Origin of the sequence: Kineosporia sp. R_H_3 (assembly GCF_002198675.1) — a bacterium.
GTDB lineage: Bacteria > Actinomycetota > Actinomycetes > Actinomycetales > Kineosporiaceae > R-H-3.
Window position 1 is genome coordinate 1 of record NZ_MWLL01000193.1, and the last position, 18305, is coordinate 18305.

At 70.4% G+C, this 18305-nt stretch carries 16 protein-coding genes; 6 read left to right on the forward strand and 10 right to left on the reverse strand.

From position 1 onward, the window contains the following. From ECOMGDLI_RS23745 to lepA, 4 genes are all read right to left on the reverse strand, one after another. Positions 1-1066 (reverse strand): LacI family DNA-binding transcriptional regulator (locus tag ECOMGDLI_RS23745; RefSeq protein WP_143447882.1); only part of this gene is annotated, 1066 nt, incomplete at its 3' end. Between the two features lie 71 nt (positions 1067-1137). Then, positions 1138-1347, reverse strand: coding sequence for a hypothetical protein (locus ECOMGDLI_RS23750; protein WP_088319339.1), 210 nt, complete (start codon positions 1345-1347; stop codon positions 1138-1140). Positions 1348-1457: 110 nt separating this feature from the next. Then, a complete protein-coding gene (locus ECOMGDLI_RS23755; RefSeq protein ID WP_088319340.1) occupies positions 1458-2999 on the reverse strand; it encodes an acyltransferase in 1542 nt (513 codons plus the stop codon). A gap of 103 nt (positions 3000-3102) precedes the next feature. Next, positions 3103-4947: a translation elongation factor 4 gene (gene lepA / locus ECOMGDLI_RS23760; protein WP_088319341.1), complete on the reverse strand. Its 1845-nt coding sequence runs from the start codon at positions 4945-4947 to the stop codon at positions 3103-3105. Positions 4948-5145: 198 nt separating this feature from the next. On the opposite strand from lepA, the gene ECOMGDLI_RS23765 reads away from it, so the two are divergent. Further along, positions 5146-6117 (forward strand): SPFH domain-containing protein, encoded by a 972-nt coding sequence (locus ECOMGDLI_RS23765; RefSeq protein WP_088319342.1) that lies wholly within the window; start codon positions 5146-5148, stop codon positions 6115-6117. A 21-nt stretch (positions 6118-6138) separates the two neighbouring features. Further along, on the forward strand, positions 6139-6408 hold the full coding sequence (locus tag ECOMGDLI_RS23770) for a hypothetical protein (RefSeq protein WP_233153609.1): 270 nt from the start codon (positions 6139-6141) through the stop codon (positions 6406-6408). Between the two features lie 46 nt (positions 6409-6454). Here ECOMGDLI_RS23770 and ECOMGDLI_RS23775 read toward each other — a convergent pair whose 3' ends face one another. From ECOMGDLI_RS23775 to ECOMGDLI_RS23785, 3 genes are read right to left on the reverse strand one after another with little or no spacing between them, the layout of a single operon-like run. Then, complete coding sequence (locus ECOMGDLI_RS23775) at positions 6455-7627, reverse strand: acyltransferase (protein WP_158221125.1); 1173 nt, start codon at positions 7625-7627, stop codon at positions 6455-6457. Then, a complete protein-coding gene (locus ECOMGDLI_RS23780) occupies positions 7624-8787 on the reverse strand; it encodes an acyltransferase (protein ID WP_158221126.1) in 1164 nt (387 codons plus the stop codon). Before ECOMGDLI_RS23780 ends, ECOMGDLI_RS23775 begins: the two co-directional genes overlap by 4 nt. 26 nt (positions 8788-8813) lie before the next feature. Beyond that, positions 8814-10244 (reverse strand): glycosyltransferase family 39 protein, encoded by a 1431-nt coding sequence (locus tag ECOMGDLI_RS23785; RefSeq protein ID WP_158221127.1) that lies wholly within the window; start codon positions 10242-10244, stop codon positions 8814-8816. 819 nt (positions 10245-11063) lie between these two features. On the opposite strand from ECOMGDLI_RS23785, the gene ECOMGDLI_RS23790 reads away from it, so the two are divergent. Further along, on the forward strand, positions 11064-12245 hold the full coding sequence (locus tag ECOMGDLI_RS23790) for a hypothetical protein (RefSeq protein ID WP_088319346.1): 1182 nt from the start codon (positions 11064-11066) through the stop codon (positions 12243-12245). Positions 12246-12267: 22 nt separating this feature from the next. Here ECOMGDLI_RS23790 and ECOMGDLI_RS23795 read toward each other — a convergent pair whose 3' ends face one another. Genes ECOMGDLI_RS23795 through ECOMGDLI_RS23805 form a run of 3 tightly spaced genes read right to left on the reverse strand, consistent with a single transcriptional unit; the run spans position 12268 to position 15697 of the window. Next, on the reverse strand, positions 12268-13149 hold the full coding sequence (locus ECOMGDLI_RS23795) for a transglutaminase family protein (protein WP_198955130.1): 882 nt from the start codon (positions 13147-13149) through the stop codon (positions 12268-12270). Then, a complete protein-coding gene (locus ECOMGDLI_RS23800) occupies positions 13146-14105 on the reverse strand; it encodes an alpha-E domain-containing protein (RefSeq protein ID WP_088287756.1) in 960 nt (319 codons plus the stop codon). The genes ECOMGDLI_RS23795 and ECOMGDLI_RS23800 overlap by 4 nt, the downstream gene beginning before the upstream one ends. After that, positions 14099-15697 carry a circularly permuted type 2 ATP-grasp protein gene (locus tag ECOMGDLI_RS23805; RefSeq protein WP_088319347.1) on the reverse strand — a complete coding sequence of 533 codons (1599 nt, stop codon included), beginning with the start codon at positions 15695-15697 and terminating at the stop codon, positions 14099-14101. Before ECOMGDLI_RS23805 ends, ECOMGDLI_RS23800 begins: the two co-directional genes overlap by 7 nt. 188 nt (positions 15698-15885) lie before the next feature. Between ECOMGDLI_RS23805 and ECOMGDLI_RS23810 the strand changes: the two genes are divergently transcribed. The 3 genes from ECOMGDLI_RS23810 to ECOMGDLI_RS23820 all read left to right on the forward strand — a co-directional run bounded on the left by ECOMGDLI_RS23810 (position 15886) and on the right by ECOMGDLI_RS23820 (position 18056). Then, the gene (locus ECOMGDLI_RS23810) at positions 15886-16494 is read left to right on the forward strand and encodes a type II toxin-antitoxin system PemK/MazF family toxin (protein WP_233153610.1); all 609 of its coding nucleotides are present in this window, start codon (positions 15886-15888) and stop codon (positions 16492-16494) included. Between the two features lie 170 nt (positions 16495-16664). Then, positions 16665-16925 carry a 30S ribosomal protein S20 gene (gene rpsT, locus ECOMGDLI_RS23815; protein ID WP_088287758.1) on the forward strand — a complete coding sequence of 87 codons (261 nt, stop codon included), beginning with the start codon at positions 16665-16667 and terminating at the stop codon, positions 16923-16925. Between the two features lie 243 nt (positions 16926-17168). Beyond that, complete coding sequence (locus ECOMGDLI_RS23820) at positions 17169-18056, forward strand: CAP domain-containing protein (protein ID WP_143447884.1); 888 nt, start codon at positions 17169-17171, stop codon at positions 18054-18056. The last annotated feature ends 249 nt before the right edge of the window (positions 18057-18305 follow it).

Consider the following 18305-nt stretch of genomic DNA (forward strand, 5'->3'; position numbering starts at 1 on the left):
TGGGGGTGGGGGGCGCGGTGCTCTCTCGGACCACCAGCTCCGTCGGCAGCAGCACCGCGTCGGGCTGCGCGACGGGGTCGCCGCGGCGGGCCCGGTCGAGGGCGCCGGTGAGCGCCGCGGCGGCGGCGCGGCCCTTGGCGCGGTGGTCCTGCCGGACCGTGGTGAGCGCGGGGTTCAGCCGGGCGGCGACCGGGTTGTCGTCGAAGCCGACGACGGAGACGTCGTCCGGCACCCGCAGCCCGCGCTCGGCGAGGGCCCGGACGAGGCCGACGGCCATCGCGTCGGAGTAGCAGAGGACGGCGGTGGGGCGCGGGCCGCCGGCCGGGTCGAGGACGAGGTCGGCGGCGTCCGCGCCGTCGTCGGGCCGGCAGTGCGCCGTCCGGACGACGCGGACGTCGACGCCCGCGGCGTCGAGCACCTCGGTCCAGCCGAGGAGCCGCTGCCGTTCGGTGTGGTGCTGCCCGTCGACGAAGGGGGCGTCGACGAGCCCGTGCCGGCCGCGCAGGCCGGTCGTGAGCAGCGCGACCCGGCGGTGGCCGAGGTCGACGACGTGCTGCGCGGCGGCATGCGCCCCGCCGCGGTCGTCGACGTTGACGCTCGGGATGCCCGGGACCGGCTCCTGGTCGACGAAGACGAGCGGCAGGCCGCGCCGCAGGAGCAGGTCGACGGCCGGGGACGCCGTGTCGCACGAGTAGACGAGCGCGCCGTCCATGGCGACGTCCCGCGCGGGGACGACGTCGCCGTCCGCGGCGGCGGTGAGCAGGGTGAGGGCGAGCCCGGTCGGGGCGAGCTCCTCGGCGACCGCGCCGAGGAAGCCGATCGCGACCTCGTCGGTGAACACCCACGGCACCGAGTCGCTGAGCAGGACGCCGAGGGCGCCGGTCGTGCCCCGGGCGAGCGCGCGGGCCGCGGGGTCGGGGCCGACGTAGCCGAGGTCCTGGGCGGCGGTGAGGATCCGGGCCCGCAGGTCGGCGGAGAGCTGGTCGGGGCGCGAGAACGCGTTGGACACGGTCATCCGGCTCACGCCGACGCGGTCGGCGATCGTCTGCAGGGTGACCCGTGCCACCGAACCTCCCGGCCCTCCCGACCCGGCCCCGACCGGGGTCCGGCCGGGGTCCAGGGCCGAGCGTACGTCGGTCAGCACACGGGTGCGCAGCCGGCGACGCGGCGCGGCGCGACGCCGTCCGCGAGGCGGTGCAGCCCGGTCGCCAGCGCGGCCCGGGCCCGCGGGGCCCGCGACGCGCGGGCGGCCCGGTCGGGGACGACGGGGGCGTTCGGGAGGGCGCTCAGCGCGGTGGCGCGCTGCCCCTCGCGGGACAGGTAGGCAGCCAGCGGGAGAAGCTCCATGTCGGGACCTCCTCAGGTCTCGTCGATGTTCTGTACCGGTACAGTACTGCGCTCTTCTGTACCGGTCAAGAAAGAATGCGGCGAGCGGACGACGACAGTCGCGGCGAGGGTCAGAGCGAGCCGGAGGGGTGCAGCGCGTCGCGGCCCGGCATCGGGATGACGAGCCCGTCGGGCCCCATCCAGGCGTGCTGCGAGACGGGCTCGGCCGACACCGGGCCGTCGGGTGCCGGCCCGGAGCGGACGTGCGCGCCGGACGGCCGCTCCCCCGTGTGCCGCCCGGTCGGCCCGACCGCCGCCGACTCACCGAAGAGCTCGTCGATGGAGACCCGTTGCACGACGACCGGTTCCGCAGCGAGCGGCTCCGCATTGAGCGGCTCCGCCGAGAAGGGCGCCGCAGCGAACGATGGCGCCACGAACGGATCGGCCGCGAACGGATCAGCCGCGAACGGATCAGCACCGAACGGCTCCGCCGCGCGGGGCACCGCGGCCGCCGGCCAGTCCCAGACGTCCGGCCCGCCGGCCGGCACGAGCAGCGACGGCTCCCTGAGGTCGATCGTCAGGTCCGCGGGTGCGCCCGCGGCGTGCCGCATCCGCCGTCCGCGCGGCAGCCCGGCGGCCGTGCGCTCGAGGTGACGCCGGACGACGTCCTGGATCGGCCGCTCGAGCAGGTGGTACGAGAGCCCGGCGACGGCGAGGGTGATCGCCACGACGGTGCCCTGCTTGAGCGCCGTCGCGTACGGCAGCCCGTCGTACGGCGTGAGGTGCCGGTAGACGAGCCGGATGAGGACCCAGTGGTAGAGGTACACGCCGTACGAGACCCGGCCCAGCCACACGAGCGGTGCGAGCGAGAGCACCCGCCCGACCGTCGCCCGGGGCGCCGACACCAGGGATGCGACGACGACGACCGAGAGCGCGACGGCGACCCCGACGGCGACCCAGAGCGGGGTCGTCGGCCGGCCGCACAGCAGGACGACGGCCGCGGTCGCCGGCAGCGCGAGCCACAGCAGCGCCGAGCCGAGCAGCGCCGGCATCCGCACCTTGGACAGCACGACCGCGAGCAGGCAGCCGACGACGATCTCCCAGCCACGGGTGTGGAGGAAGAAGTAGGCGACGTTGCGGGCCGGCGGGACGAACCCGCCGTAGAGGTAGAGCGACCCGGCGCCGGCCACGGCGACGCCGGCGGCGAGCACGCCGATCGCGGCCCGGCGTCCGCGGCAGAGCAGCACGGCGAGCGGCCACAGCAGGTAGAACTGCTCCTCGACGGCGAGCGACCAGGTGTGGTCGAAGCCGCCGGCGTACGGCGTCCAGAACCGGGTGAGGTCCTGGGTGTACGTCAGGGCGATGACCGCCGACCAGGCGACGCCCGGGTGCCCGGCGAACCGCTCGGGGGCGACCGCGAGGCCGAGCACGACCATCGCGATGAGCGCCGGGTAGAGCCGGGCGAGCCTGCGCACCCAGAAGCTCTTGAGGTCGATCCGGCCGGTGCGCTCGTGCTCGCCGAGCAGCATGCTCGTGATGAGGAAGCCCGAGAGCACGAAGAAGATGTCGACGCCGACCCAGCCGCCGCGGAACGCGGGCAGCTGGAGGTGCTTGAGGAAGACCAGCATCACGGCGACGGCCCGAAGGCCGTCCAGCGCACGGACCCGCGCCATGTGCAGTGTGCTCCCGGGTGACGTCGTCCAGCAGATCAGTGAGCAGCCTTGCACACCGAGTGACGACGTCAGAACGAAACCGGGAGATTACGGCATGTGACGATTACTTCTTCTTCTCACCCGCGGCGGCCTCGCTGGAGAGCGCGGCGATGAAGGCCTCCTGCGGGACCTCGACCCGCCCGACCATCTTCATCCGCTTCTTGCCCTCCTTCTGCTTCTCGAGCAGCTTGCGCTTACGGGTGATGTCACCGCCGTAGCACTTCGCGAGGACGTCCTTGCGGATCGCGCGCACGTTCTCCCGGGCGATGATCCGGGCGCCGATGGCGGCCTGGATCGGCACCTCGAACTGCTGGCGCGGGATGAGGTCCTTGAGCTTGCCGGCCATCGAGACGCCGTACGCGTAGGCCTTGTCCTTGTGGACGATCGCGCTGAACGCGTCGACCGCCTCGCCCTGGAGCAGGATGTCGACCTTGACGAGGTCGGCGGCCTGGTCGCCGTCCGCCTCGTAGTCGAGCGACGCGTAGCCGCGCGTGCGCGACTTCAGCTGGTCGAAGAAGTCGAAGACGATCTCGGCGAGCGGCAGCGTGTAGCGCATCTCGACGCGGTCCTCGGAGAGGTAGTCCATGCTGCCGAGCGTGCCGCGGCGCTCCTGACACAGCTCCATGATCGCGCCGATGAACTCGGACGGCGCGAGGATCGTCGCCTTGACGATCGGCTCGAGCACCTCGTCGACCTTGCCGCCGGGGTACTCGGACGGGTTCGTCACGGTGAAGACCTTGCCGTCGTCCATGTGGACCTCGTAGACGACGTTCGGCGCCGTCGAGATGAGGTCGAGGCCGAACTCGCGCTCGAGCCGCTCGCGGACGATCTCGAGGTGGAGCAGCCCGAGGAACCCACAACGGAACCCGAAGCCGAGCGCGGCCGACGTCTCCGGCTCGTAGACGAGCGCGGCGTCGTTGAGCTTGAGCTTGTCGAGCGCCTCGCGCAGGGCGGGGTAGTCGGAGCCGTCGAGCGGGTAGAGCCCGGAGAAGACCATCGGCTTGGGGTCGCGGTAGCCGCCGAGCGCGGTCGTGGCCGGCTTGGAGGAGTTCGTGATGGTGTCGCCGACCTTGCTCTGGCGGACGTCCTTCACGCCGGTGATGAGGTAGCCGACCTCGCCGACGCCGAGCCCCTTCGAGGGCACCGGCTCGGGCGAGATGACGCCGATCTCGAGCAGCTCGTGGGTCGCCCGGGTCGACATCATGACGATGCGCTCGCGCGGGGACAGGTGGCCGTCGATGACCCGGACGTACGTGATGACGCCGCGGTAGGTGTCGTAGACCGAGTCGAAGATCATCGCGCGGGCGGCCGCGTCGGGGTCACCGACGGGCGGCGGGATCTGCTTGACGATCTCGGCGAGGAGCGCCTCGACGCCCTCCCCCGTCTTGCCCGAGACCTTGAGGCAGTCGTCGGGGTCGCAGCCGATGAGCCCGGCGAGCTCGGCGGCGTACTTCTCCGGCTGCGCCGCGGGCAGGTCGATCTTGTTGAGCACGGGGATGATCGTGAGGTCGTTCTCCATGGCGAGGTAGAGGTTCGCCAGGGTCTGCGCCTCGATGCCCTGCGCGGCGTCCACGAGCAGGACGGCGCCCTCGCACGCGGCGAGCGAGCGGGACACCTCGTACGTGAAGTCGACGTGCCCCGGGGTGTCGATCATGTTCAGGGCGTACGTCGTGCCGTCCTCGTCCCAGGGCATCCGCACGGCCTGTGACTTGATCGTGATGCCGCGCTCGCGCTCGATGTCCATCCGGTCGAGGTACTGCGCCCGCATCTGCCGGCCGTCGACGACGCCGGTGAGCTGCAGCATCCGGTCGGCCAGCGTCGACTTGCCGTGGTCGATGTGGGCGATGATGCAGAAGTTCCGGATCGCCTCCGGGGGCGTGGCGGACGGCGTGAGCGCCGTTCGGGCCATCGGGGACACGGCGGGGCTACCTCTGGACGTCGTCGGGGACGGGTGGTGCGCCCGTGGAACGGCGCAACGTCCATCGTCCCATGAGTGCCGCCCCCGCCCGCACACGGCGGAACCGAAGTCCCTGGACATGCATCAGAAAAGTGATATCACTTTGACATCGGCCGGCACGGACCGGCCGGGCCGACTCGGGAGGTCGCCATGTCCAGCCCCACCCTCACCCCAGGTTCCCCCGGCGAGCAGGTCGCGCCCCCGGTGCGCACGGCCCGGGCCGTGGACCTCAGCGAGCGGCCCGCGTTCTCGGCGAGCGGCTGGCTCGGGGTGGCCGTCGTCCTCGCGTGCGGTGTCGGCGAGCTGTTCCTCGTCGGCCGGCTCGCCGACCTCACGACGGACGGCGACGTCCCCGCCGGCAGGGCCGCCGTCGTCCTCGTGACCATGGTGCTCCTCGGCCTCGTCGCGCTCGTCACGGCGGCCGCACTCGTCATCATCCAGCCGGTCGAGACCCGGGTCGTGCAGTTCCTCGGCCGCTACGTCGGCACGGTGCGCCGCACCGGGTTCGTGCTCGTGACCCCGCTGACGACCCGGCGCCGGGTGTCGGTGCGGGTGCAGAACTTCGAGACCCGCACCCTCAAGGTCAACGACGCGGACGGCAACCCGGTCGAGCTCGCCGCGATCGTCGTCTGGCAGGTCTCCGACACCGCCCGCGCGACGTTCGCCGTCCAGAACTACCTCGACTTCGTCACCGTCCACGCCGAGGCCGCGATCCGCCACGTCGCGACCTCGCACCCGTACGACGACGGCGGCACCGACCGCACGAGCCTGCGCGGCTCGACCGACCTCGTCGCCGCCGAGCTCGCCACCGAGGTCAACGCCCGGGTCGCCGTCGCCGGCGTCGCGATCCTCGAGGTGCGGATCAGCCACCTCGCCTACGCCCCCGAGATCGCCCAGGCGATGCTCCAGCGCCAGCAGGCCGGCGCGATCGTCGCCGCCCGCACCCGCATCGTCGACGGCGCCGTCGGCATGGTCGAGCTGGCCCTGGCCCGGCTGCGCGAGAACGACGTCGTCGAGCTCGACGAGGAGCGCAAGGCCGCCATGGTGAGCAACCTGCTCGTCGTGCTCTGCGGCGACAGCCGGGCCACCCCGGTCGTCAACACCGGCACGCTCTACACGTGAGCCGGCTGTAGGACCGGGCTCGTGACGGACGACGCGACGCCCCCGGACGGCGGCACTCCCCCGCCGCCCGGGGCCGCGTCGCGCGCGGCCCGCCGCGAGCGCAAGAGCATGCTGCTGCGACTCGACCCGGCCGTCTACGACGCGGTCTCGGCGTGGGCGGCGCACGACCTGCGCAGCGTCAACGCGCACGTGGAGTGGTTGCTGCGCAAGGCTTTGGACGACGCGGGGCGGTTGCCAGCGCAGGCGCAACCTCTCCGCCGCCAAGGACGCCCCAATCACACAGATCCGTGAGGCTCTGGCCGCCTCCTCATCGAACTGTGCCCACCAGGCGTGACGATCAGAGTGCCTGCCGCATGGCGCGGCCAGGAGCACGCTTGCTGATCAGCCCGCGAAGGGGTGACGGCGACGTTGTCGACAAGCCGCCCGCAGATGTCCGCCGCCCCCTCGCACTCTCCCTCCGCAGGAACCGGCTCTCGACCAGATGCCAACTGAGGGCAGCGAGTGGGACGGTGCCGACAACACTGACGACCGCGAACATCCAGGGCGCACCAGCCTTGAACCCGGCGGTAGCGAGCATCTGCTGAACCGGGAAAGCGAAGATGTACATCCCGTAGGAGTAGTCGTTGCGAGTGAACCACGCTGGTTCTCGGATGACTGTCGCCAACCAGATGCACAGGTACGGCACCGCAAGCGACCTCAACTGGCCCGCGCCTGGCACGAACGCCGGGAGGACCACCACAATTGCGCAGACGCCCGCTCCGAGACCCGACATCGGAACCTTGGCTGCAAACGCTCGAAGAACCGCCCCCCCAAGGAAGAACACGCCGAGCGTGAGGATCGTCTGAAGCTGGCGCGGTTGCAGGGCCGTTCCAGTGAGATCGCAAACCGTGAGTATCGCCGCAGCGGCCGCCCAGGAAGCCAGCACGACACCACGGCGAACTGCCGTGCCGGCAGCCCCGACCCGGACCAGTGCAGCCGCCCCCAGATAGCAGGCGAATTCGTACCACAGCGTCCACAAGGAACCGTTCCAGTCGCGAGGCAGGGGAACGCCTCCGAGCGTGTCCCCCACGGACGTCGAATGGAGATACAGGGCTGAGTTCCGGATCACGAACGCCAGCCCACTGGCCGGCGAGTATGTGCCCCCTGCCACCAACGTCGACAGGGGAGCGAACACAAAGCCGACAACGACAAGGGAGACGAGGAAGCCCGGGTAGATCCGCCGGACCCGCGCCACGATGTACGGCCCGAGGCGGCTCTTCTGCGCGCTGCCGTAGATCAAGAATCCAGAGATCGCGAAGAAGCCCGTGACCGCCCAACCGCCAAGGCTGACGCCCAGGACCACGGGGTCGCCCAGACCCCGCGAGATCGGCCAGCTGTGCGAGACGATCACCAGGGTCGCCAGCACGAGGCGCTGCGCGTTGAGGGAGTTACGCCGCGGATCGAAAACCCGTGCAACCGTTTCGGACGACGTCGCGATGGCGGCCGCGTCACGCAGCGTCGCCGGACTCAACGAGCCGCCTGCGCGCGCTGCGGCTGAAACGGCGGCTTCCTGCCACGCTTGATCGCCGGCTGCTCGACGTACGTGTACCCGGCCCACGCGACAGCGCCTACCAGCGAGCCACCGATCAACAGTTGGGCCGCCCACGCCGCGTACCCGGCGATGTGAAGGGACAGCAAGAACTGCGAGAAGAACCACTCCATCGGTTGATGGACGAGGTAGAAGCTGTAGGACACCAGGCCGAGTCTCCGGAGCAGACCGCGCCCGAACATCTTCATGAGTGGCACGGAGTCGTCCGAGGCCAGAGCAAAAGCCAGCAGGAGCAACGTGTAACCGATCGAGGCCGTGACCAACCACAGGTTCTCGATCCGCGTCGCGGGAACGGCGAACACAGCCAGCAGCAGCACCGCGACGGCCAACCCGGCCGAGACGAGCTGCGCGTTCGGGCCGAGGGTCCGGCCTGCTCTGTGTTGCCGAACGGTGACAACTGCGGCCAGAACCCCCAGGAGGAACTCGAAGAAGCGCACCGGAAGGTTCATCGTCAGTACCGAGGCCGCCCCGGGGGAAAGTGCCAGAAACGGGACGGCGAGCGGAATCGCAGCGGCGGCCAGGGTCGCCCATGTGAGGGCGGCACTCCCGGCACGTCGGAAGAGCAGAACAACGAGCGGCAGAGCCAGGTAGAACTGCATCTCCAGCCCCAGCGACCAGTAGGACCCGTTGATGCCGAGGATCGTCGTCCCGCTGAACGAGTGGGTGAACGTCAGGTGTGACAGCACCTGCAAGGCATCTGGAAGGGGTTGCCAGGTCGCGGCCCGCCCCATGCCCCGCCACAGGACGACCAGAAGCTCCGGAAGAAGCACGACGAAGACGATCGAGGCGTAGTACGCGGGCACGATGCGCCACAGCCTGTTGCGCGCGAAGCGCCGAACCGAGAACGCGTCCGGGTTCTTCGCAACGGGCAGGAAGAGGCAGTACCCGCTCAGGACCATGAAGAGGTCCACGCCGGTGGCGAGTGGCACCGCATACCGTTCGGCGGCCGGGACCTGAGAGAACGCCCAGGTGTGGTACGTCAGCACCATCAGGGCGGCCAGCCCTCGCAGACCGTCGATCTGGGCGATGCGTCCAGTAGCATCGACCGACCGCGAGACCTCCGAAGCACGTCCTTCGAGCACATCGCGATGTTCTGACGCCCGCACAGTCAACGACCTCTGCCTAGACGGATCACTGTCACGAACCCGATCTGGGCCCGCGATCTCACGACGAGACCAGAGCATCTCGCTGCGCCTGGCAGATGCTGGGCGAGGTATGGGCTCTGAGTTGAGAACAGCCAGACGTCGGCCCCGTCGGGCGGAGCAGGCAAGCAGTCTCTGTCCGTGTAGCCGCTCGCCTCCAACATCTCCGAAGCTGTGGCTGGAGCTGCCGGCACGATGGCGAGACGCGTCCGGAGGACGACTCGACGAGCGGCGTGCTCCTCGAAGGGGACCATCGTCGTCACGACGTCCGATGACGTTCCCCAGCGTTCGGCGTACTGCGCCGCTGCTGTCCACGACGTGGCACCCGGACTGGGCTCGGTCATCACTGCGCGCCCCCAGAGCAGCAGCCCCGAGCAGGTCAGCACAGCCAGGACGAGCGGGTAGACCGCAACGAGACCACGCCGCACGGTCTGCAGCCGCAACGAGGTTGTCTGCGCAGCAACGGCCACCACCGCAGCGAGCGAGGACGCAGCGATGGGTAGGTACTTCGCCGTCAGCATGGCCGGGTGCACGATCGAACCGGCCTCCGTCGCCGCCAGCACGGCCAGGCAGCCCACCCCCCCGAGCCACATGTGGGACCGGGGCCGCGGCGCAGACGTCCGCAGTGCCATCAACATTCCGACACCGAGCACGCCGACCAGCGCGAACTGCCCGAGCCTGTTGCCGGAGAAGCCTGCTGCAAGAAAGTCGACCAGAAGCGCGATTCGGTCGTGCAGGGACGGCACGGGCATGTCGGGGAGTTGACCGTTGTCGCCGCCGGCAATTAGGAACATCGCCACCGGCGTCCACCCCAGCAAGGCGATGGCGGCCCCCGCGAGCGGCAGGTCGGAACGGCGCCACCGACGTTCACGACTCACGAAGAGCCATTGCGCAAGACAGAGTGGGACGAGGAAGAAGTGCACGTAGGCGGAGGTGGCCGCGAGGGTCCCCCAGAGGATGTCGTCCGACCGTCGTCGGTTCTCGATCTGTCGCGCCGCAGAGAGCCAGAGCATCACGCCCCAGAGAAACGCCATCGCGTAGCCGCGTCCGGTCCATGCCGTGCTCAGCGTGATCGGGTTGCACGTCGCCAACAGCAGACCGGTCGTCGCTGCGGCGGGACCGTTTCGGCGAGCCAGCCCGGCGTAGAGCACGGCCACGCCCAGGGCGAAGAAGAGCACACTCAGCCAGCGCGCATCGGCTGCGCCGTCGGTCGACCAGGGTCCAGGCAGGGCTGCGACCAGGATCGTGTGCGCCGACCCATTCAGTTCACGGGAAGCGATCACACGGATCAGTTCGGCCGCGGGCAGTCGCGCTTCGGCCAGCGTGTAGGCCTCGTCAACATCAGCATCCCTGCCGTGCAGGAAGGCCAAGGCAATGCCGCAGATCAATCCGGCCAACGCCAATCCCTGCAGCGGGTACCGACAACGACTCATCGTGCGTCGAAGGCCTCGGCTGTGTCTGGGCGGCCTCCCGGCTGCAACCTCTGGTGGAACGACGACGTCCACTTCAGAGGCTGTAACGCTCCACCCCGGGTCCAGGGGCACGCCGGCGGTGGCAGCGTTCACAGTCAGCGCACCGCGCTCATGGCGTCTGCGGGACGGAGGCGGAGATCGACCTGGGCCTGGGCATCCGCCGGCCGCAGGGCGGGACTATCGAGAACGCCCCAGGCGCCAATACCCTGCAGCACCAGTACCTGCACGGCAACGAGTCTCCTTTAGGTGTGTATGGGCCCTGCGCAGACCGCCCGTGTTTGAACTGCAGAAGCCGTTCAGGAGCACGGAAAGCCCTCGAGGGTGAGCCATGAGGCGGGTGGACTCGTAGCGAGCATCAGCGCCCCAGGAAGAGGAGAGCACTCGCAGGGCCCCCAGGCCCGGACGCGTCCATGCGACCAAAGCCCTCGCCGAGATCCTCAGTGAAGGGGGGGACACTCCTGCGATCGCATTGCCGATAGGGGCAAGGCGACGCAAGACTCGAACCGTCCGTTGACGTACGCCATCGAGTTCCTTCCCATCAGGTCACGCCGCACGGGAACTGGCCCCGGTTCCGCCCGAACTCGATTCCCGACGCGTTCATCTAACACCACTTCAGTAGGGCCCCGGTCGAGAACTCGGACTGCGTCGGCCGTTTGCCTGAGAATGCCGCAAGAGAGGGCTTCAAGATAACGATGCCACGCTCGTTCTCACCCCAATGCGGGGCCGCATGTGCTGTCATCAGACGTGCTGATCGCCGATCCCCGCGAGGTGCGGCCCCGTCAGTTCGTGACCGTGCGATCCAGGTACTTCTGGGCTGCGCCGGTGCTCCTGCTGGGTGGAACCTCCGCACTCGTCGTGCCGCTCGGTCTTCCGTACGACGAGCCGTCGCACTGGCAGTACGTCCTGCACGTCGCGTCCACCTGGACGTTGCCGGTCGTCGGAGCGGACCCGAGCATCTCCCACGAGGGTGTCCAGGCCCCGCTCACTTATCTGCTGTACGCGTTGGTGGCTCGGGTCGTCCAACTGCTCGGCGGAGATCAGACCACCCAGTTCCTTGCCTCGCGAGCACTCGCTGTCGTGTGGCTGTGGCTGTGCTGCACCCTCCTCGAGCATGTCGTGCGACGCGCAGCGCCGAACGCCACCTCGTTGGCAGTACGGACGGGGGTCGGTGTGACGCTGCTGAACCCCGTCGTCGTTGCCGTGGGTTCGAGCGTGCAGAACGATGTTCCTGCCCTGGCGGTGGCCGCGGCAGTCTTCTACGTCGCCTTCACGCCCGGTCGCCATGTACCGGTCACCACCGGCCTGCTGATCGGCCTCACCCTGCTGACCAAGGTGACGATGTGGCCCGTCGCAGTGGTGGCCGGCGTCTTCCTGCTCCGCAGGCATGGCTGGCGCGCGGCGACTGTCACGACCGGAGTAGCGACTGCCGTCTTCGGCTGGTGGCTCGTCCGAAACGAGTTGCTCTACGGCGACCTCACAGGCGCATCGGCGATCAGTCGCATCGGAGTCGAGTTCCCGCCGCTCGGCTGGCACGGGCTCGCAACGCCTGTGCATCTCGCGCGCAGCACCGTGACCTTCCTGTGGATCCCGGTGGAGTACTACCGCAACACCATCACCGCTCCCCTGTGGATCGAGGCAGTTGTCGTGGCGGCCACGGCGCTCGTGATCGTCACAGGCTGGCGGCATCTCCGGTCGCCGGGGGTCGAGGCGCGGGCGTTGCTCGCGTCGGCGTCGATCGCCGTCGTGACGTGGGCGGCCACGGACATCTGGTTTGAGGGTTCGAGCTTTCGGATCGCCTATCTGGCCCTGCCTGCGTGGGCAGTCGCCGTTGCAGGTGCCTGCGAGCGACGGCGTATCGCGGGCCTTCTCGTCGGCACCACCGGCCTGCTGACCGTCTGGTCGCTCTGGTCAGTGGTCTTCTTGTGAGGGCGTCAGTCGTTCTGCAGAGTCAGCTGAGCCTCGTCAACTTCACCGACACGAACAGCTCCGACCCCGCGGTCCCGGCGTACACACCCTTGAGCGGCGGCACGTCCCCGTAGTTCCGCCCGCGGGCCACGACGACGTGGTCCGCCCCCGCCGGCGCGGCGTGCGTCGGGTCGAAGGCGACCCACTCCCCCGCCCACCACTCGACCCACGCGTGGCTCTGGCCCTCGACGGTCTCGCCGAGCGCGGCGTCCGGCTGCGGGTGAAGGTAGCCCGAGACGTAGCGGGCCGGGATGCCCACCGAGCGCAGGGCGCCGAGGGTGAGGTGCGTGTAGTCCTGGCAGACGCCCTGCTTGGTGCGCCAGACCTCGACGGCGTCGGTGTGCACGCTCGTCACACCGGGCACGTACTCGACGAGGCCGTTGATCCGCTCGCAGATGGCGCGTGCGGCGGCGTCCGGCGACAGGCCCGACGAGACCTCGTGCGCGAGGTCGACGAGCTCGTCGTCCGGGGTCGTGCTCCGGCTCTGCCCGAGGAACTCGACCCACTCGTCGGTGACGGCGTCGCTGCGGACGTCGTCCCACGTCGCCGTCGCGTTGACCTCGCGGGAGGGCCACACCTCGACGGTGCTCGACGCGACGACCTCGAGGGTCTCGTGCGGGGTGAGCACGTCGAAGGCCGTGACCTGGGTGCCCCAGTAGTCCCAGTAGGTGTGCGTCCAGGTCATCCGGCTGACCTCGACGCGGGCGTCGAGCGCCGTCTGCCCGATCGTCGTGATCGGCGTGAGCCGGGCCTCGTTGTACGACGCGAGCACGGGCTTCTCGTAGCGGTAGCCGGTGCGGTGCTCGATGACGATGCGGCGCGGCTGCCCGCCGTACCCGCCGAGGCCGTTCGGTGCGACGGTCACGAGACCTCCCCGATCCAGGCCGTCGTCACCGCGCGCGGGAAGTAGCGCTTGGCCACCTCTTCGCTCGAGGCCGAGCAGGCTCGCTGCACCTTCTCCATCTCGGCCGGCAGGTCCGCGAGGACCTCGCCGAGCGAGCGGTACTCCAGGGACGTGCGGGCCCGGCCGAGCAGCCGGCGGGCCTGGTCGGAGACGCCGACCCGCTCGGTCGCCGGGGCGAGGTCGGCGAGGCAGTCCTCGGCCTGGTTGAGCGCGTAGAGCACCGACCGCGGGAAGAGCCGGTCGAGGAGCAGGAACTCCGCGGCCCGCTCGTCGGACGCGACCCCGCGGTACGTGCGCACGTAGCTCTCGTACGCGCCGCACGAGCGCAGCAGCGTCGTCCACGACGGGACGGCGCCCGAGATCGTCGACGTCGCCACGAGCCGCGCGGTCATGTCGGCGCGCTCGAGCGAACGACCGAGGGTGAGGAAGCGCCACGCGTCGTCCTGGCTCATCGACGCGTCGGCGATGCCCGCGACGAGCGCGCTGCGCTCGCGCACCCACATGAAGAACTGGTGGGCCGTCGTCGCGCGCTCGCGCGCGGCGTCGATCCCGATCCACGTCATGTTGAGGCACTCCCACAGCTCCGACGAGACCGTCTCCCGGGCGCGGCGGGCGTTCTCCCGGGCGGCGCTCAGCGAGCCGACGATCGAGCTGGGGTGGTCGCTCGCGTAGGCGAGCCGTTCGAGCACGAGGTTGCGGTCGATGTCCGGCGGGGGCGGGTCGATGCCGTTGCCGGCGTCCATCGTGTCGATCTCGACACCCATGACGGCGAGCAGCGCCGTGCAGGCCTCGGCCTCGGAGAGGTACGGGTCCTCGAGGAGCAGCTGGAGGTGGACGTCGAGGATGCGCGCGGTGTCGTCGGCGCGCTCGACGTAGCGCCCGATCCAGAACAGCGACTCGGCGATGCGGCTCAGCACGACGCCACCCCGTTCCCGCTCTGCTGCTGCTGTTGCTGTTGCTGCTGCTGCTGCTGCTGGTGCGCGACCTCGTTCTCGTCGGGCGGCAGGTCCGGCCCGGGCAGCGAGATCCGGCGCGCGGCACCGACGGCGACGGCCCGGCGCGGCGTGATGGCCGTCGTCTGCCCGGAGAGCACCCAGGTGTCCTTCGAGCCGCCGCCCATGCTCGAGTTGACGACGAGCTGGCCCTCGGGCAGCGCGACCCGGGTCAGCCCGCCCGGCAGCACCCACACGTTCTGGCCGTCGTTGACGGCGAAGGGCCGCAGGTCGACGTGCCGCGGGCGGAGCTGCCCGTCGATGAGCGTCGGGACGGTCGAGAGCATGACGACGGGCTGCGCGATCCAGCTCCGCGGGTCCGCGAGCACCTGGGTCCGCAGCGTCGCGAGCTGCTCCTTCGTCGCGCGCGACCCGATGACGAGGCCCTTGCCGCCCGCGCCGTCGACCGGCTTGAAGACGAGCTGGTCGAGCTTGTCGACGGCCTCGGCGAGGTCGTCACGCTCGCTGCACCGGTAGGTGCGCACGTTCTGGAGGATCGGCTCCTCGCCGAGGAAGAACCGGATGAGGTCCGGTACGTACGTGTAGACGAGCTTGTCGTCGGCGACGCCGTTGCCGATCGCGTTGGCGATCGTCACGTTGCCGGCCCGCATGGCGTTGACGAGGCCCGGGCAGCCGAGGAGGGAGTCGGCCCGGAACTGCACCGGGTCGAGGAACTCGTCGTCCACCCGCCGGTAGATGACGTCGACCTGGCGCTCGCCGTCCGTCGTCCGCATCCGCACCCGGCCGTCGGAGCAGACGAGGTCACGGCCCTCGACGAGCTCGACGCCCATCGTGCGGGCGAGCAGCGTGTGCTCGAAGTAGGCGCTGTTGTAGATGCCCGGGGTGAGGACGACGACCGTCGGGTCCGCGACCCCGCGCGGCGCCGCGGCCCGCAGCGCGGCGAGCAGCCTGCGCGGGTAGTCGCTCACGGGCCGGATCCGGTGGGTCGCGAACGACTCCGGGAAGACCTGCTGCATCGCGCGCCGGTTCGCCAGGACGTAGCTGACCCCGGACGGCACGCGGACGTTGTCCTCGAGGACGCGGAAGTTGCCGTCCTCGTCGCGGATCAGGTCGATGCCCGACACGTGGCAGCGGACGCCGTTCGCCGGCGCGATGCCGGCCGCGACCCGCTGGAAGCCGGACGCCGACGCGACGACCCGCCACGGCACGATCCCGGCACGGATGCACTCACGCTTGCCGTAGATGTCGGCGAGGAACATCTCCAGCGCCCGCACCCGCTGCGCGACGCCGGCCTCGACCTCGCTCCACTCCTCGGCCGAGATGACCCGGGGGACGATGTCGATCGGGAACGGCCGCTCCTCGCCCGCGAAGTCGAACGTCACGCCCTGGTCGAGGTAGGAGCGGGCGAGCGCGTCGGCGCGGACGCTCAGCTGGTCGCCGGTGAGCCGGCGCAGCGTGCCGTGCACCGCCCGGTACGGCCGTCGCGGCTGGTCACCGTCGCTGAGCATCTCGTCCCAGGCGGTCCCCAGCCGGTAGCCGTCGAAGAGTTCCGCCATGGCTCGGAACCGTAGCCCTCCGATGTCACGCGCGAGTTACTTGTCGGCAATGAACCTCTCAGTGCGTGTCGCGCGCGTCACACAGGGGTTGGTGACCTTCACACGGGCGCTCCGAGCACGCCGGACGACTCCGGAGCGTGCCCGTCGAGGGCGCCGGCCGGCGGCCCCCCGGGCCGTACGATCGCCGGGTGGCACAGGGACTCGGAGGTTCGTTCGGCAAGGCTCTCGGCCGCGCGCTCGCCGCCGGCGCCGAGGCGGCGGTCCGTTCTCTGATGCGGTCGCAGAGCAGGCGGACGCCGACGTCGCCGCGGCCCGCACGCCGCGACCCGCAGCCGCAACGGCAGCCGAGGCCGCGCCCGCAGCAGCACGCGGCGCCGTCCGCCGACGGCTACCCCGGCGACTTCACCGGCCGCGCCGTCATCGAGTACCGGCCGGACCCGGACGGCGAGGCCGACCCCGGCGAGGTCGTCTGGGGCTGGGTCCCCTTCGAGGAGGACCACACCCAGGGCAAGGACCGGCCGGTGCTCGTCATCGGCCGGGACGGCGACTGGCTGCTCGGCCTCATGCTCACGAGCAAGGACCACGACCGGGACGCCGCCCAGGAGGCCCGTGCCGGGCGGCAGTGGGCGGACGTCGGCGCCGGCCCGTGGGACCCGAAGCGCCGCCCCAGCGAGGTGCGGCTCGACCGGGTGGTGCGCCTCGACCCGGCCGCCGTCCGCCGCGAGGGCGGGATGATGCCCAAGGGCACGTTCGACGACGTCGCCGAGCAGGTCCGGGCGGTCAACGGCTGGGCCTGAGCGCCCGGCCGGACCACCCGTCACCGGCTGATACCCTTGACGACGGTGCGCGCTCAGGTCGTGCGCGCGCCAGGCCCGCTTCCGCCATCCGGCGAGTCCCCACCGCCGGTAGTCCCGGACGGGCCGACGCCCTCTAACCGACCTGTCCCAGCATCAGGAAGAGACGACGCGTGGCGAACATCAAGTCCCAGATCAAGCGGAACGCGACCAACGAGAAGCGCCGGCTGCGCAACAAGGCAGTGAAGTCGGAGCTCAAGACGGTCGTCCGCGCGTTCCGTGAGGCAGCCGCCGGCGGCGACGCCGAGACGGCCGCGAACGCCCTCCGCCTGGCCTCGAAGAAGCTCGACAAGGCCGTCAGCAAGGGCGTCATCCACAAGAACCAGGCCGCGAACCGCAAGTCGGCCATGGCCAAGGCGGTCAGCGCCTCCTGAGGCGTAGGTCACCGCAGCAGCACAGCCTTCGTCGGCGCCGTCCGGGTCTCCCGGGCGGCGCCGCCGGCGTTTGCGGGCCTCTCCGCGCGCCTCACCAGCCCGGATGTCGCACCGTGACGTCATGCGTACAGACGACTCGAGGCCTCCTCCATTCGGAGGATCATCGTGACGGAACGTTAAGGATCCTTAAACGCCCGCGCCGCGCTTGATCGAGCGTGGTAACTCGCCGTAGTGTCCTCCCCCGTGAGAGCCGATCGGGATTCGTCGTTCTTCTCCGACCTCGACGCCCCGGAGACGCCGCGCACAGCAATGAGCCGCCGTGACATCCGCCGGCGGGCCGCGCGGCGCCGCAACCGCATCGTCACCGTGCTCGTGGCGCCGGTCGCCCTGGCCGGTGCGTTCTACGGCGGCTTCTCCGTTCTCGGTGGTGGCGCGGACGACGCCGCGCAGATCGTCAGCGCCCCGCTCGACGACGACGCGAACGCGCAGAGCGCCGACGCCGCGGCGAGCCCGACGTCCAAGGTCCCCGGCCCGAAGGTCTCCTCGGCCACCCCGAAGACCGTCCGGACGACGACCGACGGCGCCTCCCGCGAGCAGGTCCGCACCCCGGCCCCGACGAAGTCCACGACGTCCAAGGCCGCGGCGAAGCCGTCGACCTCCACGACGACGAAGACCACGAGGAAGCCCGCCCCGTCGACGACGAAGACGACGACCGCGGCCGGCAGCGGCACGACGAACAACGCCGCCGAGGCGGAGGTGCTGCGTCTGGTCAACGTCGAGCGCGGCAAGGTGGGCTGCAAGCCCGTCACGGCCGACGCGACGCTGACGACGGTCGCCCGCGCCCACAGCAAGGACATGGCGGTCAAGGGCTACTTCTCGCACGACACCCCCGGCGGCAAGGACCCGTTCGAGCGGATGTCGGACGCCGGCTACAAGTACAGCTGGGCCGCGGAGAACATCGCCGCCGGCCAGAGCGACGCGGCCGCCGTCATGGACTCGTGGATGAACTCCAAGGGCCACAAGGCGAACATCCTCAACTGCAAGCTCACCGAGCTCGGCGTCGGGATGTGGAAGCAGTCCGGCAGCCAGTACGGCGTCTACTGGACGCAGGACTTCGGCACGCCGCGCTGATCAACGTTCTGATTGTCGATCTCCGCATGCACGATGCGTAGATAAACTCGCCAGCGGGGACCCATCCCCTCATGCTCATGCCAACAGAACGTGACGGATTCTGAATTTTCACCGGGGTTCGGGAGTTATCCGCTACCCAGAGGAATGTCTCTGTGGATACGCCGGTGGAATCGCATTCCGGTGATGTCACCATGCGGTGGACAAGGCCGCCCTAGGCTCTGGACAAGTGAACAGGAACAGCTCCATCCG

What these genes read in the sequence shown, in the direction of transcription:
- ECOMGDLI_RS23750 (WP_088319339.1), bottom strand. Translation starts at nt 1,347, where the DNA reads ATGGAGCTTCTCCCGCTGGCTGCCTACCTGTCCCGCGAGGGGCAGCGC.
- ECOMGDLI_RS23755 (WP_088319340.1), bottom strand. Translation starts at nt 2,999, where the DNA reads ATGGCGCGGGTCCGTGCGCTGGACGGCCTTCGGGCCGTCGCCGTGATG.
- lepA (WP_088319341.1), bottom strand. Translation starts at nt 4,947, where the DNA reads ATGGCCCGAACGGCGCTCACGCCGTCCGCCACGCCCCCGGAGGCGATC.
- ECOMGDLI_RS23765 (WP_088319342.1), top strand. Translation starts at nt 5,146, where the DNA reads ATGTCCAGCCCCACCCTCACCCCAGGTTCCCCCGGCGAGCAGGTCGCG.
- ECOMGDLI_RS23805 (WP_088319347.1), bottom strand. Translation starts at nt 15,697, where the DNA reads ATGGCGGAACTCTTCGACGGCTACCGGCTGGGGACCGCCTGGGACGAG.